The sequence below is a fragment of the Bordetella sp. N genome (assembly GCF_001433395.1).
In the GTDB taxonomy this organism is placed as follows: domain Bacteria; phylum Pseudomonadota; class Gammaproteobacteria; order Burkholderiales; family Burkholderiaceae_B; genus Bordetella_C.
This window is the reverse complement of the sequence record NZ_CP013111.1, coordinates 4,158,933-4,184,716: the sequence shown is the minus strand read 5'-3', so window position 1 is coordinate 4,184,716 and position 25,784 is coordinate 4,158,933. Positions and strand designations below refer to the sequence as shown.

The 25,784-nt window shown below is 63.1% G+C and carries 20 protein-coding genes; 8 read left to right on the top strand and 12 right to left on the bottom strand.

All coding sequences use genetic code 11. The features are described 5' to 3' along the window. Positions 1 to 20 precede the first annotated feature (20 nt). The gene (locus ASB57_RS17845) at positions 21 to 998 is read left to right on the top strand and encodes a tripartite tricarboxylate transporter substrate binding protein (RefSeq protein ID WP_057653445.1); all 978 of its coding nucleotides are present in this window, start codon (positions 21 to 23) and stop codon (positions 996 to 998) included. 312 nt (positions 999 to 1,310) lie between these two features. After that, complete coding sequence (locus tag ASB57_RS17840) at positions 1,311 to 1,580, top strand: hypothetical protein (protein WP_057653444.1); 270 nt, start codon at positions 1,311 to 1,313, stop codon at positions 1,578 to 1,580. Between the two features lie 40 nt (positions 1,581 to 1,620). Here the strand turns inward: ASB57_RS17840 and ASB57_RS17835 are convergent, their stop codons facing one another. Both ASB57_RS17835 and ASB57_RS17830 read right to left on the bottom strand, forming a co-directional pair. Then, on the bottom strand, positions 1,621 to 2,019 hold the full coding sequence (locus ASB57_RS17835; RefSeq protein WP_156414203.1) for a response regulator: 399 nt from the start codon (positions 2,017 to 2,019) through the stop codon (positions 1,621 to 1,623). Between the two features lie 70 nt (positions 2,020 to 2,089). Continuing rightward, complete coding sequence (locus ASB57_RS17830; RefSeq protein WP_057653442.1) at positions 2,090 to 2,539, bottom strand: hypothetical protein; 450 nt, start codon at positions 2,537 to 2,539, stop codon at positions 2,090 to 2,092. Between the two features lie 378 nt (positions 2,540 to 2,917). Between ASB57_RS17830 and ASB57_RS17825 the strand changes: the two genes are divergently transcribed. The 3 genes from ASB57_RS17825 to ASB57_RS17815 all read left to right on the top strand — a co-directional run bounded on the left by ASB57_RS17825 (position 2,918) and on the right by ASB57_RS17815 (position 5,684). After that, positions 2,918 to 3,829: a TauD/TfdA family dioxygenase gene (locus tag ASB57_RS17825; protein WP_057653441.1), complete on the top strand. Its 912-nt coding sequence runs from the start codon at positions 2,918 to 2,920 to the stop codon at positions 3,827 to 3,829. A gap of 79 nt (positions 3,830 to 3,908) precedes the next feature. Continuing rightward, positions 3,909 to 4,874, top strand: a complete 966-nt coding sequence (locus tag ASB57_RS17820; RefSeq protein ID WP_057653440.1) for a tripartite tricarboxylate transporter substrate binding protein — start codon at positions 3,909 to 3,911, stop codon at positions 4,872 to 4,874. A 102-nt stretch (positions 4,875 to 4,976) separates the two neighbouring features. Continuing rightward, the gene (locus tag ASB57_RS17815) at positions 4,977 to 5,684 is read left to right on the top strand and encodes a GntR family transcriptional regulator (RefSeq protein ID WP_057653439.1); all 708 of its coding nucleotides are present in this window, start codon (positions 4,977 to 4,979) and stop codon (positions 5,682 to 5,684) included. A 14-nt stretch (positions 5,685 to 5,698) separates the two neighbouring features. On the opposite strand, the gene ASB57_RS31750 is transcribed toward ASB57_RS17815, so the two are convergent. From ASB57_RS31750 to ASB57_RS17770, 10 genes are all read right to left on the bottom strand, one after another. Further along, positions 5,699 to 5,821: a hypothetical protein gene (locus ASB57_RS31750; protein WP_255361980.1), complete on the bottom strand. Its 123-nt coding sequence runs from the start codon at positions 5,819 to 5,821 to the stop codon at positions 5,699 to 5,701. Between the two features lie 99 nt (positions 5,822 to 5,920). Beyond that, positions 5,921 to 6,517 carry a hypothetical protein gene (locus ASB57_RS17810; protein WP_057653438.1) on the bottom strand — a complete coding sequence of 199 codons (597 nt, stop codon included), beginning with the start codon at positions 6,515 to 6,517 and terminating at the stop codon, positions 5,921 to 5,923. A 51-nt stretch (positions 6,518 to 6,568) separates the two neighbouring features. Further along, complete coding sequence (locus ASB57_RS17805) at positions 6,569 to 8,035, bottom strand: efflux transporter outer membrane subunit (RefSeq protein WP_197424757.1); 1,467 nt, start codon at positions 8,033 to 8,035, stop codon at positions 6,569 to 6,571. Between the two features lie 2 nt (positions 8,036 to 8,037). Further along, positions 8,038 to 11,157: an efflux RND transporter permease subunit gene (locus ASB57_RS17800; RefSeq protein WP_057653437.1), complete on the bottom strand. Its 3,120-nt coding sequence runs from the start codon at positions 11,155 to 11,157 to the stop codon at positions 8,038 to 8,040. After that, positions 11,154 to 14,393 (bottom strand): efflux RND transporter permease subunit, encoded by a 3,240-nt coding sequence (locus ASB57_RS17795; RefSeq protein WP_057653436.1) that lies wholly within the window; start codon positions 14,391 to 14,393, stop codon positions 11,154 to 11,156. The genes ASB57_RS17800 and ASB57_RS17795 overlap by 4 nt, the downstream gene beginning before the upstream one ends. A 4-nt stretch (positions 14,394 to 14,397) precedes the next feature. Further along, positions 14,398 to 15,612, bottom strand: coding sequence for an efflux RND transporter periplasmic adaptor subunit (locus tag ASB57_RS17790; RefSeq protein ID WP_057653435.1), 1,215 nt, complete (start codon positions 15,610 to 15,612; stop codon positions 14,398 to 14,400). A 709-nt stretch (positions 15,613 to 16,321) separates the two neighbouring features. Next, positions 16,322 to 16,591, bottom strand: coding sequence for a hypothetical protein (locus ASB57_RS17785; protein WP_156414202.1), 270 nt, complete (start codon positions 16,589 to 16,591; stop codon positions 16,322 to 16,324). A 115-nt stretch (positions 16,592 to 16,706) separates the two neighbouring features. After that, on the bottom strand, positions 16,707 to 20,183 hold the full coding sequence (locus ASB57_RS17780) for a CheR family methyltransferase (RefSeq protein ID WP_255362042.1): 3,477 nt from the start codon (positions 20,181 to 20,183) through the stop codon (positions 16,707 to 16,709). Between the two features lie 232 nt (positions 20,184 to 20,415). After that, positions 20,416 to 20,991, bottom strand: a complete 576-nt coding sequence (locus ASB57_RS17775; RefSeq protein WP_057653432.1) for a carboxymuconolactone decarboxylase family protein — start codon at positions 20,989 to 20,991, stop codon at positions 20,416 to 20,418. 256 nt (positions 20,992 to 21,247) lie between these two features. Then, complete coding sequence (locus ASB57_RS17770) at positions 21,248 to 22,120, bottom strand: LysR substrate-binding domain-containing protein (RefSeq protein WP_057653431.1); 873 nt, start codon at positions 22,118 to 22,120, stop codon at positions 21,248 to 21,250. A gap of 156 nt (positions 22,121 to 22,276) precedes the next feature. Between ASB57_RS17770 and ASB57_RS17765 the strand changes: the two genes are divergently transcribed. From ASB57_RS17765 to ASB57_RS17755, 3 genes are all read left to right on the top strand, one after another. After that, positions 22,277 to 23,275: a tripartite tricarboxylate transporter substrate binding protein gene (locus tag ASB57_RS17765; protein WP_057653430.1), complete on the top strand. Its 999-nt coding sequence runs from the start codon at positions 22,277 to 22,279 to the stop codon at positions 23,273 to 23,275. A gap of 33 nt (positions 23,276 to 23,308) precedes the next feature. Continuing rightward, positions 23,309 to 24,688: an MmgE/PrpD family protein gene (locus ASB57_RS17760; protein ID WP_156414201.1), complete on the top strand. Its 1,380-nt coding sequence runs from the start codon at positions 23,309 to 23,311 to the stop codon at positions 24,686 to 24,688. 67 nt (positions 24,689 to 24,755) lie between these two features. Then, a complete protein-coding gene (locus ASB57_RS17755; RefSeq protein ID WP_231755183.1) occupies positions 24,756 to 25,745 on the top strand; it encodes a tripartite tricarboxylate transporter substrate binding protein in 990 nt (329 codons plus the stop codon). Positions 25,746 to 25,784 lie beyond the last annotated feature (39 nt).

Genomic DNA, 25,784 nt, shown 5'->3' with positions numbered 1-25,784 from the left:
CCATAAGAGAGGGAGACATAATGATTAAAACGTACCGTCGCAAACTGCTTCTTTCCGCCGCCGCTCTGGCAGTCTTGTCGGCATCCTCCGTGCAGGCGGCCGAGAAATGGCCGTCCAAGCCCCTGAGGATCATCGTTCCGTTTGCCGCCGGCGGGGGCTCCGACTTCGAGGCGCGCTTTATCGCCAGCAAGCTGACCGACCTGTTGGGGCAATCCATCGTCGTGGAGAACAAACCGGGCGCCGGGGGCAACCTTGGCACCGAGTACGGTGTCAGGGCCGCGCCGGATGGTTACACGCTTACGATCATTGCGTCCAGCTACACGGTGAACCCGAGCGTGTTCGATCTGAAATTCGATCCGGTCAAGGACATCGCGCCTATTGTACGGATCGCGCAGGGGCCGTTGATTCTGGTGGCCAATCCGAAACTCAAGGCTAAGACCTTCAAGGAATTTCTTGAACTGGCCAAATCCGAGCCCGGCAAGCTCACCTTTGCGTCGAGCGGGACTGGCAGCATCGTCCACGCCGCCGGGGAGCTGTTGAGCCAGCGTGCCGGAATACGGCTGAGGCACATTCCTTACAAAGGCACGGGGCCTGCCTTGGCCGACACCCTGTCCGGCACCGTCGATGTCTTCTTCAGTAGCGCGGCAGCAGCCATCCCGATGATACAAAGCGGCAAGCTGCGAGCACTGGCCGTGACGACGGCTGAACGGATTCCGGCGTTACCGGATGTCCCGACGGTGCAGGAGTCCGGCGTGCCCGATTATGCGGTGCCGCTCTGGCATGGGCTTATCGCTCCCAAGGGCACGCCCCCGGAAGTCATCGAGAAGATCAACGCAGCGGTGAACTCGACACTGCAGTCGAAGGACTTCGCGGACAGGCTCAAAGCCGAAGGGTTGACTCCAGCTGGCGGAACGTCAGCGGAATTCGCCACGACCATCAAGACCGAAGTTGATCTGTGGCACAAGTTGAGTTCGACGGTGCCGCTCAAGGCAAACTGACCACGGCGCGAACAGCGGAAATACGGAGGGCCCAAGGTTTGTCGACGTTGGGCCCTCCGCGTTTGCCTTCATTTATTATCCCGCTTGATAGTGTCCGTAAGCTTTGTCCGCTTCGGGGACAACAGGGGCGAAAACACGCGGCTCAGGCAACCTGGCCGGTTGCTGACGTTGAAGCACACACCCTTCGACCGTCCGCGCCAGCGTCCGACGTGGGCGCTGGAGCGTACGGCTCAGCCGTTTACCGAGAGTTGTTTAACTTGGGCAAGGATCTTGCAGCGGCTTGGGTCGCCGATGACCAACGAGGAGAAGCGTATGTCCAAGCCCAACATGCCGCACACTGAAAACGAGAGCACCAGCCACTCTGCTCAACCGACGGCGGACCAGCCGCCGACCGAGCCTAACCGTGACAAATACACGAATTCCGGCTATCCCGCGGGGGGAGAACTCAGGCAGGAGGGGAAGGACGAGTACGGCCGCGATGCCGATCGCCGTAAGCAGGCCGGGCTTGACCCGTTGGAAGACCAGACGACCGCGGCGACGCCCCCGTCCGCCCGACGCGACCCAACGCCCCGATCGCTGTGACTTTCCTTCAACTGAAGCAGGGCACGACGACTGCCCTGCCTCAGCCCGCTTCGCGCGCAGGCGCGCCACCGGCACCAAGAGGAATCACCTGGTCCAGGGCACGAAGCAACGCCGACAATTCAAATGGTTTTTGCAGAACCAAGGTGCGACTCGCCTTTGCCAGGATTTCCTGCAGGGGTGGCGGAATAAAGCCCGTGATGTAAAGCACCGGCAGATGAGGGTCTCGCTTCCTGGCGGCTTGGAATACGTCCAATCCCGTCACGCCTGGCATGTACACATCCGTGACAACCAGGTCGATGGGCGCGTCCGATTCGAGGAGCGCCGTGGCTTCATCGCCGCTTCCCACGCCCATCACTTGAAAGCCAAGTTCGGCAAAAATTTCCTTGAGAACGGCCAAGCCCTGGGGGTCGTCGTCGACGACTAAAATATGTCTGCTCATGACGGTCAACTGAAAGAAAGAACACGCGCGAACGCAATTATCGTGCCGCCGAGGTTTCGAGCGCTTGTTCTTACTTTTTATCCCGCTTGATATTGTCCGTGAGCTTCGTACCGCTCCGGGAACAGCATGGGGCAAACACGCAGATCAAGCAGGATGGCCGTTCGCCGGCGTTCAAAAACACATGCTTCAACCGCGGGCGCCAGCGTCCGAAGTGCTGGATGGGGGAAGCTCGGTGGGGCGCCTTCTTGCGGTAGGAAGTCGGCATTGTCCTATCACACCGGCCTCTCGGAAGCGTGGCGCGCGCCTCCCGTTTCAAAGCTACCAACAGATGGCTTCTCGCTCCACGCAATGCATCCAGCGTTTCTTCCAGATTGCTCAGGACCCTCAATGCCGTCTTGAGTACTTCGCCGGCGGTGGTGCGTCTGCCGATCACGCGATATTGCGTTTGCACTCGCCTTTCGGCGTCGCGTATGCGCACGTCGATCTGGGCCAGCATCTGTAGAAGTTTGCTCGCTTTCATCAGTCATCGCGAACGGAGCCGGGGGGAGCTGTGATTCTAACGGGATGAAACGTCGTTCATAGCGCGGGCATGTTTCTCTTGGTTACTCCGGCATACACCTGACTGCCAGCGTCTTACTGTAGGGGCCGGCCACAAGATGTATTGGTTCCCTCAACTCCACGGATACGCTCATCGTCCTGCGCTCTTGGCCACGTATGCACCCGCATAGCCATTAAGCCCACAATAATTTAAATATTATTCATTTAAATCAACAGCTTAAGATCTTGAACATTGTCGATGTCGACAATGTTCAAGAATTCGAAATACTATTCTCTTGTGGATAGGCGAGAAAAATATCCCCGCGCGCTCGCCGCGTCCCGCCACCATAAGGAGAGACAAATGAGTGAAATCAAAGTGCGCCCCCTGGGTTATGCCGCTGGCGCAGCGGTGTCCGGCCTGGACCTGCGCGACGGACTACAACCCGGCCAACTGGAGGCGCTGCGCGCAGCATGGCGCGAGCATTTGGTGCTGGTGTTGCCCGGCCAGGAGTTGAACGCCCAGCAGCTGATCGCCTTCACCCGCAACTTCGGCGAAGTGGAGCGCAACGACAGCGTGCCGTATTACCGCGATCCGGACTATCCGGAAGTTCTGCTGGTCACCAACAAGCCGCGCGACGGCAAACCTTCGCAGACGCGCAACACCGGCCGCAATTGGCACTCCGACCTCAGCTACACAAGCCGGCCGGCCATGGGGTCAGTGTTGATGTGCAAGGAAAAACCCCCGGTCGGCGGCGACACGATGTTCGCCAATATGTACATGGCGTATGACTCGTTGAGCGCGACCTTCAAGCGTTTCCTCGACGACCTGCATGCGGTGCACGACATCACCCTCATCAAGGGCTTCGAGCGCCGCGACCCCGCACAGATCGCCGAGCTGAAGAAGCGCAATCCGCCCATCGCGCATCCTGTCGTCCGCACGCATCCTGAAACGGGCAGGAAGCTGCTGTTCATCAGCGACCGGGTGCGTTCTTTCGTCGGCATGACGGAAGACGAGAGCCGTCCCATCCTCGATTTCCTGAATCGCCATGCCACTTCGCCTGAATTCGTCTATCGCCATCGTTGGGATGTGAACGACATCGTCATGTGGGACAACCGCTGCACCTTGCACATCGCGCTGCCGGACTTCGACCAGAGCAAGCCGCGTCACATGATGCGTTGTTCCCTGCTGGGCGAGCCTTCCGGTTATGTGATCCAGGACGATGGGCCGATGGACGAACAGGCCGCTCGCAGCGCCATCGCGGCGGTATCCTGACGCGTCCGCCATTCAGCGAGGGCAGGCGTCCACGCAGGCGCCGCTCCCTGAAAACGATAAGAAAACAAGGAGACAATAAATGATCAGGACGATACGAAAAACCGCCTTGCTGCTTGCCTGTGCGCTGATGCCTTTTTATCTGGGGCAGGCCCGGGCAGAGCTGCCCATACGCTTGATGGTTGGGTTTCCACCCGGCGGAACGACGGACGTCATCGCGCGGCTGGTCGCGCAGCGGATGTCGGAGGACTTGAAAACCTCCATCGTCGTGGAGAATCGCGCGGGTGCCAGCGGCAACCTGGCGGCGTCGATGGTCGCCAAGGCTGATCCCGACGGCAAGACGCTGCTGTTCGCCCCAAGCAGTCATGCGACCAACGCCTCGCTTTATACCAACCAACCCTTCGATCCGGTCAAGAGTTTCCGGGCCATCGGGCTGGTGGCGGTGACGCCGTATGTGCTGGTGGTCAATCCGAAGATAGCGGCGCGCAATGTGCATGATCTTGTCGCCTATCTCAAGAAGAACCCCGGCATGGTGGAGTTCGCCTCGGCCAGCCCGGGAACGGGGCAGCATCTGGCGGCGGAGTTGTTCAAGATGGACGCGGGCGTGGACATCATGCATGTGCCCTATAAGGGCAGCGCGGCGGCTTTGCCTGACCTGATCGGGGGCCGCGTACCAATGATGTTCGACAACATCGCCGTGATGCTGCCGCATATCAAGGAGGGGACGCTACGGCCCTTGGCCATTACCTCGAAGACGCGGTCGAAGTTCCTGCCGGACGTTCCCACCGTCGCGGAGAGCGGATATCCCGATTTCGAGGTTCTCGGTTGGTTCGCGTTGCTGGCGCCCGCGGGCACTCCGGACAAGGTCGTCAACGCGTACAACGCGTCACTGAAGAAAGTCTCATCCGATCCGGATTTTGTCGCGCAGCTTGGCAAGCTGGGTGGTGAGGTCGCGGCGCGCAATCCGGCGGAGACGGATGCTTTCATTGCCGCGGAAGTCGAAAAATGGGGCAAAGTGATCCGGAGCGCGAAAATCCAGATCAATTGAAACTGGCGTGGGAGCGGGCGCGAAGCTGGCGCCCGTTCGATATACTAGAGCGCCATTACTCCAACAACGACGGCGCAGCCCGCAGCCCTATACCTGCCTCCTATGACGCGAACTTCAAAGCCGGCCGGGGACGATGTCCTTCCCTTGGGACGCAGGTCCAAATCCCTGCCCGAACAGATGGCCGATCAGTTGGAGCAGTCCATACAAAACGGCGAATTCGGGCCCGGCGAGCGCTTGAAAGAGGAAATCCTGGCGGACAAGTATGTCGTCAGCCGGACGACGGTGCGGGAAGCCATTGGTGTCCTGGAGCGGCGAGGCTTGATCGAGCGCCTGCCGCGCATGGGCGCCCGGGTGCGTGAGATAGACGCCCAAGGCATCGAGGAAATCTTTTGCATACGCGCGCAGCTGTTGGGTCTTGCCGCGCGCCGGATCGCACAGTCGCACGACGAAACCATGCTGGCGCAGCTACAACGGCAGGTCGAGCGTTTGAGCCAGCTCGCCGATAAGCCGTCCACGGCGCCCGCTGCTTATGCGAAGGTTTCGATAGAAACCCAGCAGTTCCTGATCAACGCCGTGGGCTGGAAACAGCTGCCGGTCATGTATGAAGGCTTGGGCAATCAGATGTTGTGGAAGACCTCGGTGCGAGGTAAGTCGCTGAGCTTTCAGACGCCGCAACGGCGCAGCGAATCGGCAAACGATTGGCGCAGATTGTTGGCGGCGGTCGAAGCCGGGGACCCTGCCACCGCGGAAGAAAGCGCGAAGCTGCTGCTCGCCGCGTCGTATCGGGCAGTGCAGGAAAGGCTGGGCTGAGCGGCGCGCTCGACTCAACCCAGACGGCGGGTATCGGACAGATCCCGCGCCCCCGTGCTTTCTACCCGCCAGGCCTGCCCGGCCTGACCCAATTCCAACGCTCGCAACTGCTCGACGATGTGATATTGCGTCGGCATATCCTCCCAGCGGGTGGGCAGGAAGCGCAGGTGGGCCCGCGCGGTCTGGACGCGGGTTACCTTGAGTTGGCTCGCAAGGGCTGGCGTTGCGGGTGTTGCTTAGAACAGCTTCTTCGCCTGCAGGCTGATGATGAAGAGCTCCTGCTGCGGATTCTTGAAATTGGTCGTGTCCGCCACGCCGGTGTCGATGCGTTCGATGTTGTCGACGGCGTAGGATTTGCGCGAGAAGTAGCGCTGCATCTTGCCGGTGGCCAGGAGCTCGTCCTTGAACAGCGCGGGACTGAAGTCAGTCTTGTTGCGATGGAACTCCGCGTCGACGGCGACCAGGGTCCAGTGGCACACACCCTGGCCGTAATAATCCTCGTCCTTGAGCAGGTCGAAGGTGAATTCCCCGCGATAGGTGTTCGGCGCGACGCGCTTGAGTTCGATGGGTGCCCGGTACTCGGGCTCCAGTGTCGCTCCGGAGAAAGGCGTCAGCGGCACGCACTTGGGCGTGTCTACCTTGTACTGAGCAAACGCCTTGACCGGCTCGAATGCCAGGAAAGGATCGTTCACCGTGGCCGTCATCTCGTACCGCATCCGGGCATCGGGATTCATCTTGATGTCAGGGTTTCTCTCGGGCCCGCTGCACGCGGCCAGCGATGACAGACAGGCAACGCCCACCAGAACCGAACCAAACCGCAGCGCCAAGGCCATTCCAAGCTCCTGTTTATGGATTGGTATGCATACTAACCACAAACCGACGCTTCAGGGCTTACCCACGGTCCACCCACCCCCCAGCGCCACGATCAACTGCACGCTGGTGGTCAGCTGAGTCCCTTTCAACTCCCACAGGCTCTGCTGCGCGTTGAGGCTCGTGGCCTGGGTGGTTGCCACGTCCAGATAATCGATCATCCCTTCGTCATACTGGTCGCGGGTGACGCGGGCGGATTCGATGGCGGCCGTGGTGGCGCGCTGTTGCGAAGCCATTTCGCCGTCCATGATACGTAGCTTGGCAAGATAGTCTTCCACCTGGCCCAGCGCGGTCAGCACGGTCTGGCGGTAGCCGGCGACAGACGCGTCGTAAGACGCACGCGCCTGGGCGACCTGGGCCTGCGTGGCGCCGAAGTCGAACAGGGTCTGGCTGAATGACGGCCCGATCGACCAGAAGCGGTTGGGCGTGGTGAACAGTTTGCTCGCGCTGCTGTTCTGGTAGCCGCCGCTGGCGCTCAACGTAAGGTCAGGAAAATACCCAGCGATCGCCACGCCGATGGCGGCATTGGCGGACGCGACGGAGCGCTCGGCGGCCGCGATGTCGGGCCGCCGCTCCAGCAACGTGGACGCCAGCCCGACGGGGATGTCGGGCAGGCGCAGCGCCGTGCCGGATGCGCGCGGCAGGCTGAAGGCGGCCGGCGCCTTGCCCATGAGGATGGCGATGGCGTGTTCATACTGGGCCCGCTGCCAGGCCAGGTCCTGCATGGAGGCCCGCGCGGATTCCAACTGGTTCTGCGCCTGCGCGACATCCGCGCGCGACACTTGGCTGTCCGCGTACTTGTTCTCGATGATCTTCAGGTAGCGCTCGTAGGCCTGCGTGGTCTCTTCATACAGCTTGATGCGCTCGTCCAGGATGCGCAGCGAGAAATAATCCTGCGCCAGCGTCGATTGCGCGCTGAGCACGGCATTGACCAGATCGGCCCGGCTGGCTTCGGCGCCGGCCTGTTGTTCTTCATACGTCCGGCGCAGCTTGCCCCACAGATCGAGTTCCCAGCTCAGGCCCAGCGAGGCCGACACGCTGTTGGAGATCCCGGAGCCCACCGTGGTGCGGCCGCTGGTGGTATCGGTGGTAAAACTGCTGCCGCCCGAGGAGCTGCCCGACCCGTTGCGCGTGCCGCTCACGGTCCCCGTCAGCGTGGGAAAGAAGCCCGCCCTGGCCTGGGCCGCCAGTGCCTGGGCTTGCGCATACTGCGCGGCGTACTGGGCCACGTTCTGGTTGGAAATCTCCACCTGCGCCATCAAGCTGTCCAAGGTCGCATCGCCGTAGCTTGCCCACCAGGCAGCGCGCGGCTGATCGTCGCTGGGCGTGGCGGCCTTCCAGCCCTCGGCTTCCTTGTAGGCGACAGGCATGTCCACCGTCGGGCGGTGATAGTCGGGACCGACGGTGCAGCCGGCGGTCGCGGCCAGCAGGCAGGCGAGGGCCAGCGGGCGCAGACGGATGGGGATAAGAAGCGCGGGCATGGCTATCGGTTCTCGCGGGCAGGGTCGGACGGGCGGCGGCCGCGCCATAGACGCCCGGTCGCCGTGCCCAGGCGATCCAGGTACACGTAGACGACGGGCGTGGTGTAAAGGGTCAGCAGCTGGCTCAGCGCCAGGCCGCCGCAGATGGCCAGGCCCAGGGGGCGTCGCAAGCCAGCGTCGCCGCCGCTTTGCAGCACCATGGGCAGGGCGCCGAAAAAGGCGGCCAGCGTGGTCATCAGGATGGGGCGCAAGCGCATGCGGCAGGCTTCCAGGATGGCTTGCTCGGGCGCCAGATTGCGTTCGCGTTCGGCATGCAGGGCGAAGTCGATCATCAGGATCGCATTCTTCTTGACGATGCCGATCAGCAGCAGGATGCCGATCAGGGCGATCACCGTCAGCTGAGTGCCGGTGGCCAACAAAAGCAGGAGCGCGCCCACGCCGGCCGAGGGCAGGGTAGACAGGATGGTGATCGGATGGATCCAGCTCTCGTACAACATGCCCAGCACGATGTAGACGGCCAGCAGCGCCGCCAGGATCAACCAGGGCATGCTGGCCACCAACGCCTCGGAAGCCTTGGCCGTGCCCTGCATGCTGCCATGGATCGTGGTGGGCAGGCCCACGCCGACAACCGCGGCATCGATGGCCGCCTTGGCCTGCGGCAGCGATACGCCATCGGCCAGATTGAAGGCGATGGTGGATGTCGCCATCTGGTTCTGGTGCGCCACCGACAGGGGCGCGTTGCCGCTTTCGATGCGGGCGAAGGCTGACAGCGGCACGGGATCGCCATTGCCATTGAGCACGAACAGCTCGTTCAGCACGGACGGAACCTGGGTATAGGCAGGCGCCAGACCAAGAATCGTGTAGTACTGGTTGAGCGTCTGGTACTGGGTGGCGATCTGCCGCTGGCTGAAGGCGTTGTTGAGGAAGGTATCGATGTCCTCCACATTCAGGCCCAGGCGCCGCGCTGCTTTGCGGTCGATCACCAGCTTGACCTCCTGCCCGGCGCTCTGGGCGTCGCTGTCTACGCTGGTCAGCTGCGGCAGCTTGCGCAGCACCGCGTAGACCTTGGGTGTCCACGCGCGCAGGGTGTCCAGATTGTCGGATTGCAGGCTGTACTGATAGGTCGCGTTGGCGCTGCGCCCGCCCATGCGCAGGTCCTGCCCGGCCATCAGGAAGAGCGAGGCGCCCGGTACGCCTGCGGCCGCCATGCTAAGGCGGTTGGCGACCTGCGTGGCGGTTTGCTTGCGTTGGCTGCTGTCCTTCAGCAGCACGAAGAAGTTGCCGGTGTTGCGCGAGCCGAAGCCGCCGCTGCCGGTGGCCGACAGCACGGCCTGGACGTCGGGGTCTTGCTGGATCAATTTGCTGAACGCCAGCAGCTTGGGATGCAGGGCCTGGAAGGACGTGTTCTGGTCGGCGCGCATCTGGCCCATCAGCATGCCCGTATCCTGGTCCGGGAAGAAGCCCTTCTGCACGACCGTGTACAGGTAAAGGTTGCCGACCACCGTCAGCACCAGGCTGAGCAGGGTCAGGCGTTTGTGCCGCATCACCCAGGCCAGGCTCGTGGCGTAGCTGCGGCCAACCCAGTCCAGAACGCGTTCGATGCCGCGATAGAGGCGATTGCTGGTAGCGCCCGCCTGGCTGTCGTGCGGCCGCAGCAGCCGCGCGCACAGCATCGGCGTCAAGGTCAGCGAAATCAGCATGGACAAGAGCAGCGACACCGACAACGTGACGGCGAACTCGCGGAACAGGCGGCCGACGATGCCGCCCATCAGCAGCAGCGGAATGAACACCGCGATCAGCGACACCGTCATCGACAGCACCGTGAAGCCCACTTCCTTGCTGCCTTGCAGCGCCGCCGCCATCGGGGTGGCGCCTTCTTCCAGGTGCCGGCTGATGTTCTCCAGCACGACGATGGCGTCATCCACCACGAAGCCGGTGGCGATGATCAGCGCCATCAGCGACAGGGTGTCCAGGCTGTAGTCCAGCAGATACATGGCCGCGCACGTGCCGATCAGCGAGATCGGCAGGGCGACGGCGGGAATGAGCAGGGCGCGGGCATTGCGCAGGAAGGTGAACACCACGGCGATGACCAGCAGGACGGAGATTGCCAGCGTGCCCTCGGTTTCGCGTAGCGATTCGCGTATGGTGGGCGACCGGTCCATGGCCACGCTAAGGGTGACGCCGGGGGGCAGCATTTCCTGCAGCACCGACATCTGCGCCTTGATCGCATCGATGGTCGACAACATATTGGCGCCGGACGAGCGCGTCACGCCCATGATCACGGAGGGCTGACTGTTGTAGTAGCCGGCCACGTAGAGGTCCTGCACGGAGTCGTAGATCTTCGCCACGTCCGACAGTTTTACCGCCGTGCCGTTGCGATAGGCAACGACCAGGTCGCGGTATTCGCTGGCCTGGGTCAACTGGCCATTGCCCTCGATCCACCAGTGCAGGGCGTCGCCCGACAGGTCGCCCTTGGGCAGATTGGTGGTGGCATTGGCGACGGTGGTGCGCACCGTGTCCAGCGAGATGCCGTACTGGGACAGCTCTTGTGGCTGCAGTTCGATGCGCACCGCCGGCAGCGCGCTGCCCAGCAGCGAGACTTCGCCCACGCCCTGCACCTGGGCGATGCGCTGTTGCAGCTTGCTGGACGCCAGGTCATACAGCTGGCCCTTATCCAGCGTGGAGGACGTCAGCGCGAGCAGCAGGATGGGCGCGTCGGACGGGTTGGCCTTGCGGTACGTGGGCAAGGTCTTCATGCTGCTGGGCAGCAGGCTGCGGGCGGCATTGATGGCCGCCTGCACGTCGCGCGCGGCGCCATCGATGTCGCGGCTCAGGTCGAACTGGATGATGATGTTGCTCGACCCCTGCGAACTGGTCGATGTCATCTCCGTGATGCCGGCGATCTGCCCCATGGCGCGTTCGAGTGGCGCGGCCACAGTCGCCGCCATGGTCTCGGGGCTGGCGCCCGCCAGGCTGGCCGACACCAGGATGGTGGGGAAGTCGACCTGCGGCAGCGGCGCCACGGGCAGCAGGCGGTAGGCCAAGGTGCCCAGCAAGGTCAGCGCCAGGCTAAGTAATAGCGTGGCGACAGGCCGCAGGATGAACGGGCGGGAAAGGTTCACTGCCCGCCCCGTTCAGCCGCGGGGGTGCCCGCCCAGCGCCGCTTGACCGACGTGCTCAGGTGATCGAACAACAGATAGATCACCGGCGTGGTGAACAGCGTGAGCATCTGGCTGAGCAGCAGGCCGCCGACGATGACCAGGCCCAGGGGGCGGCGCAATTCCGCGCCCGAGCCGGTGGCCAGCATCAGCGGCACGGCGCCCAGCAGCGCCGCCATGGTGGTCATCAGGATGGGCCGCAGGCGCAGCAGGCAGGCCTGGTGGATGGCTTCGCGCGGCGACTTGCCCTCGTTCTGCGCCTGCAAGGCGAAGTCGATCATCATGATGGCGTTTTTCTTGACGATGCCGATCAGCAGGATCACGCCGATCAGTGCGATCAGGCTGAAGTCCGTGCCGGTCAGCAGCAGCGCCAGCAAGGCGCCGATGGCGGCGGACGGCAGGGTCGACAGCACCGTCACGGGATGGATCCAGCTTTCGTACAGGATGCCCAGCACGATGTACATGGTGATCACGGCCGCCAGGATCAGCCAGGGCGTGTTGCTGGTCGACGTGGCGAAGGCCTGGGCCGCGCCCTGGTAGCGCAGCATGATGGTGTCCGGCATGCCGATTTCCTGCACGGCCTGCGTGACGGCGTCGCGCGCGGCTTCCAGGGACTGGCCTTCGGCGAGGTTGAACGACAGGGTGGTCGCCGGTGTCTGGTTCAGGCGTGCGCGGACCTGGTAGCCGACGCGCTCTTCGACGCGGGCGATGTTGCTCAGGCGGACCATGGAGGTGGGGCTCGTGCTTGTGGCCGTGCCGGTGCTCGTGCTGCTGCCGTTGGCCGTGCTGCTACCACTGCTACTGCTGCTACTGGAGCCGCTGCCGGTTCCGCTGGCGCTGGAGGTGCCGCTGCTGGTTGTACTGCTGCCGTTGTTGGCCAGGTAAAGATGATTGAACGCCGACGGATCCAGGCGGAAGCGCGGATCCACCTCCAGCACCACGCGGTACTGGTTGGCCTGCGTGAAGATGGTGGACACCAGGCGCTGGCCGTAGGCGTTGTACAGCGCGGTATCGACGTCGGCGGCGGTCAGGCCAAAGCGCGCGGCGGCGGTGCGGTCGATGGTGACGTAGGCCACCGGGCTGGCGTTCTGCAGATTGTTGGTGACATCCCGCAATTCCGGCCGCTTGGCCAGCGCCGCGGTAAGGCGCGGCGCCCAGGTCTCCAGGTCGGCCTGAGTGGGGGTATCCAGGGTCAGCTGGTATTGGCTGGGGGTCACCTGGTCATCCACGCTCAGGTCCTGGCTGGCGTTCAGGTACAGGCTGATGCCGGGCACCTGCGCCGCCGCGGCGCGCAGGCGGTCGATGACGATGGGGGCGCGGTCGTCCCGGTCCGAGAACGACTTGAGTTCGATCTGCAGGCGGCCGTTGCTCAGCGACGTATTGTTGGTGCCGTCCACCCCGACGATGGACGAGATGGATTGCACGGCGGGATCTTGCAACAGCACGGCGGTCAGGGCTTGCTGACGGCGCGACATCTCCGCGAAGGACAAGTTCTGCGGCGCGGTGGTGATGCCTTGCAACTGCCCCGTGTCCTGCTGCGGGAAAAAGCCCTTGGGCACGGTCAGGTACAGCAGGCCGGTGAGCACCAGCGTGCCCACGGCCACCAGCAGGGTCAGGCGCGTATGCGCCAGCACCCAGATCAGGGCCCGGTCGTAGGCGTGCTGGATGCGGTCGAAGCCGGCGGCGCTCCAGCGGCCGAAGCGGCTTTCCTGTTCCGGCGGCGTGTGGCGCAGCAGGTAGGCGCACAGCATCGGCGTCAACGTCAGCGACACCAGCATCGACACCAGGATGGATACCGCCAGGGTGATGGAAAACTCGCGGAACAGTCGCCCCACCACGTCGCTCATGAACAGCAGCGGGATCAACACCGCGATCAGCGAGAAGGTTAGCGAGATGATGGTGAAGCCGATCTCGCGCGAGCCCTTGAGCGCCGCCTCCATGGGCGGATCGCCGTTTTCCAGGTGGCGCTGGATGTTCTCCACCACCACGATGGCGTCATCGATGACGAAGCCGGTGGCGATGGTCAGCGCCATCAGGGTCAGGTTGTTCAGCGAGAAGCCGGCCAGGTACATCACCCCGAACGTGCCGACCAGGGACAGCGGCACGGCCACGCTGGGGATCAGCGTCGCCGAAACCGTCCGCAGAAAAAGAAAGGACACCATGACCACCAGCGCCACCGACAGCATCAGCTCGAACTGCACGTCGGAGATGGACGCGCGGATGGTCTGGGTGCGGTCGGCGAGCACGTCCAGCTTTACCGCGCCGGGCAGGCTTTGCTGCAGGTCGGGCAGGATGGACTTGATGTTGTCCACCACCTGCACCACGTTGGCGCCAGGCTGGCGCTGGATGTTGACCACGATGGCCGGCTTGCTGCCGGCCCAGGCGGCCTGGTAGAGGTTTTCCGGCGCCTGGTCGATGGTGGCGACATCGTGCAGCAGCAGGGCCTTGCCGTCTTCATAGGCGACGACCAGCTCGCCGTATTCAGCGGCGTTCTGCAACTGATCGTTGGCGTCGATGGTGACGGAGTGATCCGGGCCGTCGAAGCCGCCCTTCGATCCATTGACGTTGCTGTTGTTGATGACGGTATAGAGGTCGTCCAGTGTCAGGCCGTGGGCGGCGAGCGCGTCGGGGTTGGCCCGCACACGGATCGCCGTCTGCTGGCCGCCGGCCAGACTGACCAGGCCGACACCGGACACCTGCGACAGTTTCAGCGCCACGCGCGTGTTGATCAGGTCCTGCACCTGGGTCAGGGGCATGGAGTCGGACGTGGCGGCCAGGGTCAGCACCGCGGTGTCCGCCGGGTTCACCTTCTTGTAGGTGGGCGGATTGGGCAGCGCTGAGGGCAGCAGGTTGTTGGCGGCGTTGATGGCGGCCTGCACTTCCTGCTCGGCCACGTCCAGCGACAGGTCCAGGTTGAACTTCAGCGTGATGACCGACGCGCCGCCCGAACTGGTGGAATACATCTGCGCCAGGCCGGCCATCTGCCCCAGCTGCCGTTCCAGCGGCGCGGTGACCGCGGTGGTCATGACCTCGGGACCGGCGCCGGGGTACAGCGTGGTCACCTGGATGGTCGGGTAATCGACCTGCGGCAGGGCCGAGATGGATAGCGTGCGGTAGGCGAATATCCCGGTGAGCAACACCGCGATCATCAGCAGCAGCGTCGCCACGGGCCGCCGGATGAACAGACTGGACGGATTCATCTCATCAGCGTCCCGGGGGACCCATGCGTCGTGGCGACGCATTCTGCAGTTCGCTGGTGTCCACCTTCTGGGCCTGCACCACCTTCACCTTGGTGCCGTCGCTCATCGAGTCGACGCCTTGCGTGACTACCTTGCCGCCGGGCTGCAGGCCTTGCGTGACGACGATGCGGCCGTCTTCCGCCGTCGGGCCGGTGGTGATGGTCTGGCGTTTGACCGTATTGTCGGCGCCGATATTGAACACAAATTTGCCGGTATCGCTCAATTGCACTGCCGCGGCGGGCACCAGCACGGCGTTCTTGAGCAGGTCGACCTGGAGACGAACATTTACAAACTGGTTGGGATAGAGCGCGTCGTCGGTGTTGTCGAACAGCGCCTTCAGCTGCACGCTGCCGGTGCTGGTGTCGATTTCGTTGCTGATGAACTGCACTTTGCCGGTGGCGATGGCCTGGGTACCTTGCTGGTCCATGGCCGTCACGGGCAGGGCGCGGCCCTGGCGCAGCGGCGTCAGTACGGACTTGAGATCGCCCTGCGGGATGCTGAAAGTGACGGCGATGGGATGCGTCTGGGTGATCGTGACGATGCCGTTGGTGTCGCTGGAATGCACCATATTGCCGGGATCGACCTGGCGCAGGCCCACGTAGCCGCTGATGGGCGCGGTGATGCGGCCGTAGTCGATATTGAGCTGGGCCGTCTCGATCTGGCCTTTGGCGGATTGGACCGCGCCCTGGTATTGGCGCATCGTGGCCCGTTGAGTGTCCAGGTCCTGCCGCGCCAGCGAGTCCTTGGCATAGAGCCGTTCGTAGCGGGACAGGGTGAGCTGGGCATTGGCCAGCTGGGCCTGGTTCTCGGCCAGGGTGCCCTGGTACTGGGCGACTTCGGCCTTGTAGGGCCGGGTGTCGATCTGCGCCAGCGTCTGGCCTTTCTCGACATATTGGCCTTCCGTAAAGTAGACCGCCTCCAGGTGACCATCGATGCGGCTGGTGACCGTGACGCTGGCATTGGGAATCACCGTGCCCAGTGCGGTCAGGATGACCGGGACGTCAGCGCTGGCGACATCGCCAGCCTGCACCGGCGTGGACGTGTCGAACGCCGGTGGGGGAGTTTTGCCTGTGCGGCTGTGCCAATACCAGGCGACGAGCAAGACGAGGATGACGATGACGGATACGGTGATCCAGCGGCTTTTGCGGCGGGGGGGCAGGGGGGACGAATTGGCGGTCATGGCGGAGCGGGGTCGGAGTGCTCTTCGAGTCCACGCGCCGACCAGGCGATTTCAAGGGGGGAGTTCAGCTGGAAAGCATTATGAAGGCTCGGTATTGCGCTTCTGTAACAAAACCGTACGAAATGGGGGGCAGCCCCGGTGCCTATCCCTTACCCCCTTTGCTGAGCGCTGGAAAAATGCCCTCAGCACGTGGCCGACCTTTGACGTACCGTCATTGCCATAAGCAAGGACTAATTTGTAATACTCCTGCACGGATTACTCATACTCACGTCTGCCCGTGAAGCGGAAGTTTCGATTGCAGTTAATATGGGCAACCCCTCCAGATAGAGTCTCGAGAAACGTGTGAATCGAGAAAAATTGCGCACTTCGCTGCTGGAAATCAACCGAAAAATACAGGCGGCGAACGAGCGCATCGCGAATCAACAGCGGCTTATCGAAAGGATTCCCCCCCTGCGCGCTGATTTTGCCAGCGCGTGCGAGTTATTGAACTTGATGAAGGACTCCTTGGCGGCACTCAATGTGTTCCGCCAAGCGCTCATCAAGGCGCTCGCCTTCACTCCAGGACTGCACAGCATTCAGCATGATGCAGCCAGACACGGTCGCACGCGCCCGGAAGAGGGCAATCATCGAATGGTTGCGTTGCGGACGATGGCCGGCCGCCTGCCGCGCTTGCGCGCGCGTCTGTCCGCTGACAAGCGGTGCAGACTCGTCAATGGAGGCGCGGCGTGGGGTGGGGTTGGACCTCTGCGCCTGCAAAATTGTTCTCTAGTGGGTGGGCTGCGTCCAAGAGGGAGAGTGCCTCCATGCCCTCGACGGTAGCGAGCGATTTTTCTTTAAATCCACGCCCCGATGCCACCTCCCACAGGATTCCGTCGGCATTCACAGCCAGGCGCAGGTGCCAGGAGAACGTGCCATCGACGGCCACTTCCAATCCTAGAGTGGCCCAATATTCCCCACATTTTTTAGAAAAAATATCCATCGCGCTCGGCATCAGGATTACCGCTGAAAAGAGAAGTGTACGGCCATGCCCACGCAATGTGGTCAGATTTATTTGAAGGGGCGTAGAGGCGATGTTGCGTGCTCTTCCTTCGGTCTCACGACTTTTTATCCAGGGCTTCTGAATGCTTCATCACATGCCCTGCCACGTCGTTGCAGGGCAGCTCAATCACGCAGCGCACGCCCTCGGGCGCGAAAATTCTTTCCACTTTCACGTCATACTCACGGGCGAGTACCTGTTCTATCAGTGCCGTTCCAACACCGCGCCGCGGTGCTTGCTCAACGGCGGGGCCACCGTGTTCCTGCCAATCAATATGCAGGTAATGCCGATCCGTGTCCTGGGAGAATCTCCACGTCACGGAAAGCAGGCCTTCAGGCGCTGACAATGCACCGTGCTTCGCTGCATTCGTTGCCAGTTCATGAATGGCCATGGCCACTGCCAGGCTTGCCTTGGGCGCCAAGATAGCCGAGGGGCCTGCGAATGTGATCCGGTCGGCCGCGCTCTCGTAGAGCGCGAGCTCGGCCGCCAGAATGGTGTCAAGGCGGGCCCCGACCTTGCCGTCTTCCGTCAGAAAATCGTGCGCTCTGGCAAGCGCTTGAATACGGCCCTCGATAGCCCCCGCGAAATCCGTCGGCGTGCCGCCTGATTTGAGCGTTTGAGAAATGATCGAGGATATTGTCGTCAGAAGATTCTTGACGTGTTGATCGAACTCACGGAGCAGTAGCGATCTTTCCCGCTCGCCTTGCTGATGCGTCGTGATGTCTCGAACGATACGGGCGGCGCCAATGATCTCGCCGCTGCTACCGCGGACCGGCGACACGCTCTGCGATACATAAAGCCCGCTGGAATCCTTGCGCAGATACGTGGTCTCGTAATGTTGAACGCGTTCGCCCGCGCGGACCTTTGCGAGGATCTCCCGCTCCTGTTCGTCGTTCTCGATCCGCAGCATGGACGCAAGTTGATGGCCCACCGCTTCTTCCTCGGCATAACCGAACAGCTTCACCGCGCTGGCGTTCCAGCTGACGACGACTCCATTCAAGTCATGCCCGATTATCGCGTCCTCCGAAGAATCGATGATCGCGGCCAGACTGGCGCGAGCCTTCTCTGCCCGATTGCGGTCGGTGATATCGACGAAGGTAATGACCACGCCGCCGATGACATTATTTGCCCCCCGATACGGGCGGATCTCCATCTGAAACGACCGCTCGCCGGTCGCCAGTCCAACCTGACGCTGCAACGGCACGAGTGTGCGAAGTACTTGAGCGGCGTCCCTGCTCAGGCCGTCCTCGTGCAGCCGCGAGACTATGTCGATGATGGGGCGACCTTGGTCTCCGTCGCGCACGCGGAAGATGTCCAGCACCGCGGGCGTGAACCGGCGAATGCGAAGCTTTTCATCAAGGAACAAGGTGGCGATCGATGTGCTGTCGATCAGGTTGGTTAAATCGTTGTTCAGTTCGACAAGATTGTCGTTGCGCGTGTTGAGTTCGGAATTGAGGGTGGTCAGTTCTTCATTGATCGACTGCAGTTCTTCTTTCGAGGTTTCCAATTCCTCGTTGGTCGATTGCAGTTCTTCATTGACGGACTGGTACTCCTCGTTGGAAGACTGCAGTGCCTCGTTCGAAGTCTCCAGCAGCGCGGTCAGCGTCTGCAAATGCTCCCGCGCATCGGCGAGGTCTTCGCCCGCCGCGCCGCCCTGGTTGGCCGGTTTGGCAGCACGTGCGGGCCCTCGGTCCTGGAAAACCACGAGGATCAGCTCTTCCCGGTCGGAGCCGCCTTCATCCTTCAGCAGTTCGACGGCCAGGGTGACGGACTCGGTGTGCCCTGCGATTTCGATAGAGATCGCCTCGTCTACGACGGGACGCTGCGTGGCGGCGAGCTGCTTCAGGGCGGTGCGCAGCGGCCCGCGCAACTGCGGGTGCACCAGGATACCGAGGTTCATGGTCATGGCGCCGTCGCTTGGCGCCAGGTATTTGCCGACTTGTCCGGAAAGCTGCTGAATATTCTGCTTGCGATCCATCACCACGAAAGCGGGCGAGTAGCGCGAAACGGCACGTGAGATCTGCGTCGCGGTTCGGCTGTCAGGCATTTGAGGGACTTCGCCCACCTCCGCAACCGGTGCCGGCACCGGTAAACGGGGCAGATGCCCGGGAGCAGGCTTGCGTTGGAAAATTCGATGCTTTTTATCCACGGCGGAAAATAGTCCTGCGTGTGCTGTGACCGCTTCGGAACTGCCCAGGAAAAGGGTTCCCCCGGCGCGCAGGCCGTAGTGAAACAACGTCACAACCCGCTTTTGCAAGGCCGGCCCGAAATAGATCATCAGGTTGCGGCACGAAATCAAGCTCAGTCGAGAGAACGGCGGATCCTTGACGAGATCATGCGTCGAAAAAAGACATATGTCTCGTATCGACTTGGAAACCCGGTATTCGCCATTTTCCCTGACGAAGTAACGGTCTAACAGCTCCACGGGGATATCGTCGGCAATCGAGTCTGGGAAACAGCCCGTGCGGGCAATCCCAATGGCCTGATCGTCGATGTCGGTGGCAAAAATCTGGATTCTATGCGGATTGTCCGCGCGAGAAAGCGCCTCCTGGAACAGGATGGCAAGGGTGTAGGCTTCTTCTCCCGTCGCGCAACCGGGGACCCAAATGCGCGTTTCCTTGCCTGCGTCATGTTTCAGTATTTCAGGGATTCTGCGTGCCAATGCGTCGAAGGCGGCAGGATCGCGGAAGAAGTTCGTCACCCGTATGAGAAATTCGCGAAACAACTGTTCCGGTTCGTCCGGCTGCTGCCGCAACTGTTCGACGTAGTCCGCGACGTTCTCGCACTGGAGGACCGCCATGCGTCTTTGCACCCGGCGCATGAGCGTCTTCGTTTTGTACAAGCTGAAGTTGCGGCCCAGGCGGCTATCGAGAATGGCACAGATGACGCCAAGGTGATGTCCGACCTCTTGCTTCAGCCCGTCGGGCCCCTTGTCCGCATCGGTTCGGGTGCGGTAGGTCCAATGTTCCAAGAGCGCGATCGGCATCTGCTCAACGGGGAGGACCCGGTCGATAAAGCCGCCCGCGACGGCGGTTTGAGGCATGCCGGGCTTGGGCGAGTGATCGAATTCCGCCTGCGCCAATGTCAGACCGCCATGCTCCCGAATCGACGCCACCCCCAGGGCGCCATCGCTGCCGAAGCCTGCCAGGACGATACCAACGGCATTTTCGCCTTGATCCTCGGCCAGCGACACCAGGAACGTATTGACTGACGTCCGGCGCGCCGCGTCGGCGGGGCCGCGGGCGACTGTCAGGACGCCTTTGGTGAGGGTCATGACCGCATCGGGCGGAATGACGAAGACATGATTGGCCACGAGCGCATCGCCCGTCTTCGCCTGAGTGACCGGCATGGCCGTACTTGCGCCGACGATATCGGCGAGGGCGCTTGCGTGGTCGGGATCCAGATGCTGCACCAGCACAAAGGCCATGCCGCTATCAGGCGGCATGGCTTTGAAAAACGTTCGAAAGGCACTCAAGCCTCCCGCTGATGCGCCCAGACATACAGCGAGGGTGAACGGGCGCGTTGCGCCCGTCATGTCCCGCGTCAAGGGATGATCAAGGGAAGCGTCTGGTGACTTGGGATTAGGGTCGTCAGTCATGGATCGGCGGTTGGGGAGAACCCCCGCCGCGAATGGAATAGGGGCTTGGCGCTGCGGATACCCGGATCATAGCGGCAATGGCGGAAGCTGTTCTGCAACCTGGCGATATCCGTGTCGAGTTCGCCACCCACTCGACATAGCGTGGTCCGGGCGGGGCCGCCCTGGCCGCTCAGCCGTCCACGTGCTGTACGTTCAGAAGCAGCGCTATCGACGTGGCAACCGAGACCGCGAGCAACAAGTTAGCGCGGCCTTTGTCGCCGAAGTGCTGGGTGACCCGCTCATAGGTCGCATTGCTGACGTGGCGGTCGCGCTGTAGCTCCTCGGTAAACGCGATGGCGGCCGCGAGTGGGCTATCGGGGACCAGCGCTTGCCGCGCGAGGATCTGGCGTACCTGTTCCTCGGTTACGCCTGCTTCCAGTGCCTTGGGGAAGTGGGCCTGCCATTGATAGGCACATTGTTGCCAGGATGCCACCGAAAGATAAATCGACTCGATGATTTCCGCGGCAAGTCCGCTTTTCCACATATTCGCGGCGAGCTGTTCGAACTGGCCCGCCAGGTCGGGGCTGGCCAGCAATGCCCGATAAGGTTCAGGCACTTTTCCCCGACGCGCCAGAATGCCGTCATAGGCCTGGCGTTGATCAGCGGGCAGATCATCCGGTGTCTTCCACGCAAAGCGCCTGTCCGTGGTCTTGGCGGGGACTGCAGTGGAGATAGAGCCGTTATCTGAAGACTTCGGGGTGGTCATGATTATTCCCGGGGAAGAGGGTTGGGCCGATCAGGAGTCAAAGTCATATTAGACCGCCGGCAGCGCAATGCCACAGCACCGCATACGACATCCTCGTCTTGTATTTTCCCGGTGCACAGCGGATGCTCTTGCCGCCCCCGTATGCGGGCTTGTTGCCCCCGGGGCGGAACTGGGCTGTCTCTATATGCAAGAGGCATCCTGGTCACCTGTCTGCCAGGTATAGGCGGGAACTCTAGCGGGGTTGTCTTTTCCGGTTTTACCTGACGCTGACTATCCATTCCGCGAAAGTGCTGAAAGGCTTGATCGCCGCGCGCGCTGGATCGCTGACCAGGTAATAGCCATTGCCGCTAAGCGCGCTGTGCGCCAGCGGCTGCACCAGCTGCCCGGTGGCGAAATCCTGGGTGATGTAAGCGCGCTGCGTCACGGCGATGCCCAGGCCTTCGGCGGCGGCCTGCAGGCACAGCACGGCATTGGCCAGCGGCAGGAAGCGGGTATCGGGTCGCGCCGTCAGCCCGATGGAGTGTAGCCAGCGGTCCCAGCCATCCGGCGCGATCATCGACTTCAACAAGGTTTCGTTCAGCACGTCCTCTGGACGGCGCAAGCGTTCGGCCATGGCCGGCGCGCAGGCCAGCACCAGTTCATCCGGGAACAGCAGGTCGGCCCGCAGTCCCGGCCAATCACCGCTGCCGCAGCGCACTACGAAGTCGGCGTTGTGCAGGTCGGTATCGTCCGCCCGGGACACCGTGGCGACCTCGATGTCGATGTTGCCATGCCGCGCATACAGGGAACCCAGGCGCGGCATCAGCCATTTGATGGCAAGGCTGGGGATGACCTTGACCCGGATCCGGCGGTTAGCCCCCGCGTCGGCCGCCTTGGCCAATACCGACTCCAGCTGGTCGAACAACAGGGCCGCCTCCGCCGCCAGTTCCTCGCCCGCTGACGTGAAGCCGATGTCGCGGCCATCCTTTTGGACGAGTTGCACACCTAGATCCGCCTCCAGCCGGCGCAACTGATGGCTGACCGCGCCCGGCGTGATGTGCAGCAATTCGGCCGCGCGGCTTACACCGCCTCCACGGTGTACGGCATCCAGGACACGCAAAGGGGCGAGACGGTTTCTGAGCTTGTGCATTGTTGAGATGGATTAAATGATTCGGGAATAAGTTTGCGCAGACATCCAGGAGGAAGGGGCCTACAGTCTGCCTTGCTACATAAAACTAAATCAAGTGTCGGGACGGTGTTCGCCTTTGCTGCAGGGCGGAACGGAATCCGGCCAGGAGGAGACGTGATGGACAAGCGTTCGCGCCGCCAGGCCTTGGCCTGCGCGCTGTTTCCCTTCGCCCTGGGCGCCCTGTGGACCGTGCGCGCCGAGGCCGCCTATCCCGACCACCCCATCAAGCTGATCGTGCCCTTCGCCGCCGGCAGCGCCGCCGACACGTTGTCGCGCGCGGTGGCGCAGGCGCTGGCCGAGCAGTTGGGTCAACCTCTGGTGGTGGACAACAAGGGCGGCGCCGGCGGAACCATCGGGACCATGGACATCGCCCGGGCCAAGCCCGACGGCTACACGCTGGGAATCGCCGCCCAGGGCACCTTCGTCAACAACCAGGTGTTGTACAGCGCGCCGGGCTACGACTCCATCAAGGACTTCAGCTTCATCAGCGAGATCGCTGACGTGCAGAACCTGTGGGTAGTATCCGAGAAGTCGCCGTACCAGACCGCCAAGGCGCTGCTTGATGCCATCAAGACCAAGCCGGGCGAAACCTTCCGCTATTCGTCCAGCGGCGTGGGCACGAGCCACCATATCGCCGGCGCCACGGTGGCGAAGTACCTGAACAAGCCCCTCATGCACGTGCCTTATACGGGCGCGCCGCAAGGCTTGAGCGCCATACTCAGCGGCGACGTGGATATGGGTTTCTATAACCTGCCCGCGGCCATCGGCCTGGTGAAGTCGGGCAAGCTGCGGCCGCTGGCGGTGACCGGTCCCAAGCGCTCGACGCTGCTGCCTGAAGTGCCCACCGTGGCGGAGAGCGGTCTCAAGGACTACTCGGTGACGCTCTGGTGGGGGCTGGTGGGGCCATCTGGACTGCCCTCCGACGTATCGGCGCGCCTGTACGGCGCGCTGGACAAGGTCATGAGCAATCCCGCGCTGCGCGACAAGTTGATCGGTCAGGGCTTCACCCTGCCGGATACGCCGATACCCAAGCCCGCGGCTTTCCAGGAACTGGTAAGGCAGGACCTGGCCAAGTGGGTGCCCGTGCTCAAGGAGCTGGGCACGGCGGCGCAGTAATTCCAAAAAACGCATCCTCGAAGGACCCTTACAGTGCAATCTCCCTCCATGACGCCCCCGCTGGCGCGTCGGCTGGCCGACCTCGTCCTGGCGACTCGTACCGATGATCTTCCGGCCGTGGCCCTCGAACATGCCAAGATGAGCCTGGCAAGCACCTTGGCCAGCGCCGCGGCGGGTTACCGCATCGAGTCGGCATGCATCATCCGTGACCTCGAACTGCGCGACAGCGGCGAAGAAATGGCCACCGTCTGGTTCCACGGCGGTCGGCTGCCGCTGGCCAACGCCGCCCGGGTCAACGCGGTCGCCAGCGACGCCGCCGCCTCGGACGACAGCGACATGCGCAGCATTGCGCATATCGGCACCATCATCTCCAGCGTGGCGCTGGCCGTGGCGGAACGCGAAGGGTCCAGCGGCCGCGCGGTACTGGCCGCCATGGTGCTGGGCTACGAGATCGCCGGCCGCATCGACGAGTCCCTGACGCCGGTGCGCATGCAGCGCGGCTTCCATGGTTCCTACTCCACGGTGTTCGGCGCCTGCGTCGTTGCGGGCCTGCTGCTGCGTCTGGATGCCGGGCAGATGGCGCATGCGATCGGCTTGTCGGCCACGTCGATCGGCGGCATGGCGATCGCCGCTGACACCAGCTGGGCGCGCGAGTATCACGCGGGCATGGCGGCGAGCGCGGGCATACGCGCCGCGCTGGCCGCGCAGCGGGGCTTCGAGAGCGAGCTGGCGGTACTGGAACGCCCCCGCGGCTTCCTCGATGCGCTGGGCGGCCAGGCGCGCGAGGACATCGTGCGCGATTGGGGCGAGTCCTGGGACATCGTCACCGACATGGCCATCAAGCTGATGCCGGGCGCGCATCCCTTCCATGCCACCGCCGAGGCCGCCGTGGACGCCGCGCGCGCGGGCAAGGTCAAGCCGGGCGACGTGGCGCGCATCGTCGTGTCGGCGGCCGTGCAATGGACCAACTTCAAGGGCGATCCCCACCCGCGCAATCTGGTCGACGCCGCCCACAGCCTGCACTACTTCGTGGCCGCGGCCATCGTCGACGGCGGCTTCGCCTGGCAGCACATGGACGAGAACAAGATGGCCGACCCCGTGATCGGCGCGCTGCAGGACAAGGTCGAGTTCGATCCCGATCCGCCGCCGCTGCCGGACCGCTTCCCTCATCGGCATGGCGGCACCGTCACCATACATATGAAGGATGGCGCCGTGCATCGCGCCACCTGCACGATGCCGCGTGGCTCCGGCGCGCGCGGCATCGCATGGTCCGACGTCGAGGACAAGTTTCTGCATCTATTCCCGCAAGCCGGCCTGCCGGCCGCTGCGACTGGAAGCTGCCTGAACGCGGTCAAACATCTGGATAGTGCCGACTCCATCGGTTTGCTGGCACGCCTGCTAAGCGGACGTTGACCAGCTTTTTTTTCCTGGCTAGATCCACAAGGCCGCAAAGGCCACCCTGCAAGGAGAGGAGACAATAATGAAACGACGCATCGCAGCAGCACTGGCCGCCATGGCTCTGTGCCTGGGCCCGGCCCTGCTTCAAACGGCCTCGGCCAAGGACGCATTCCCATCCAAGCCGGTCACGATCATCGTGGGCGTGGCGCCCGGCGGCAGCCTGGACGCGCTGGCCCGGCTGGTGGCGACCGAGCTGGGCAAGGTCACTGGCGGCACCTTCGTGGTGGAGAACGTCACGGGCGCGGGGGGCCTGCTGGGTTTCCAGAGAATGGCCCGGTCCGCGCCGGATGGCTACACCCTGATGTTCAGCAACCAGTCCATGGTGCTGATCCCCATTCTGTACCCCAAGGCGGACCTGGACATCGTTCGCGATACCACGGCCGTCGGCACGGTGGCCAACGTGCCCATGGTGCTGAGCGTGAGCAACCAGAGCGGCATCAAGGATCTGCCGTCCATGCTGGCGGGCATGCGCGCTGGTGAGCACAAGCTGAACTTCGGTTCGGGCGGCCCCGGCACCACCGCTCACCTGGCCGAGGCGCTGTTCCTGCAGATGGCCGGCGTGAAGGCGGAACTGATCCAGTATCGCGGGTCCGGCCCGGCCATCTCCGACCTGATCGGTGGCCAGATCCAGGCGGTGCTCGACCAGACGGTCACCATGCTGCCCTTGCACAACGGCAAGCAGATCAAGGCCATCGCCGTCGCGTCGAAGACGCGCCTGCCGCAGATGCCCGATGTGCCCACCTTTGCCGAAGGTGGCGTGCCGCAGTTCGATCTGCAAATATGGAACGGTCTTGTCGGCCCCAAGGGCATGCCCAAGGACGTCGTGGATAAACTCTCCGAGGCGATCACCAAAGCGGTCCAGACGCCCGAGTTCCGCGAGCGCATCGATACCCTGGCCTCGCGTATCCCGTCGGCCGAGGAACGCAGCCCGGCGACCTTCACCAAGGCGCTGCAAAGAGACCAGCAGCAATTCAGCGATCTGGCCAAGAAGATCGGGCTGGAAGCGCGTTAAATCAGGAACCTGCCGCGTTCGCGCGCGGCGCCATTTCAT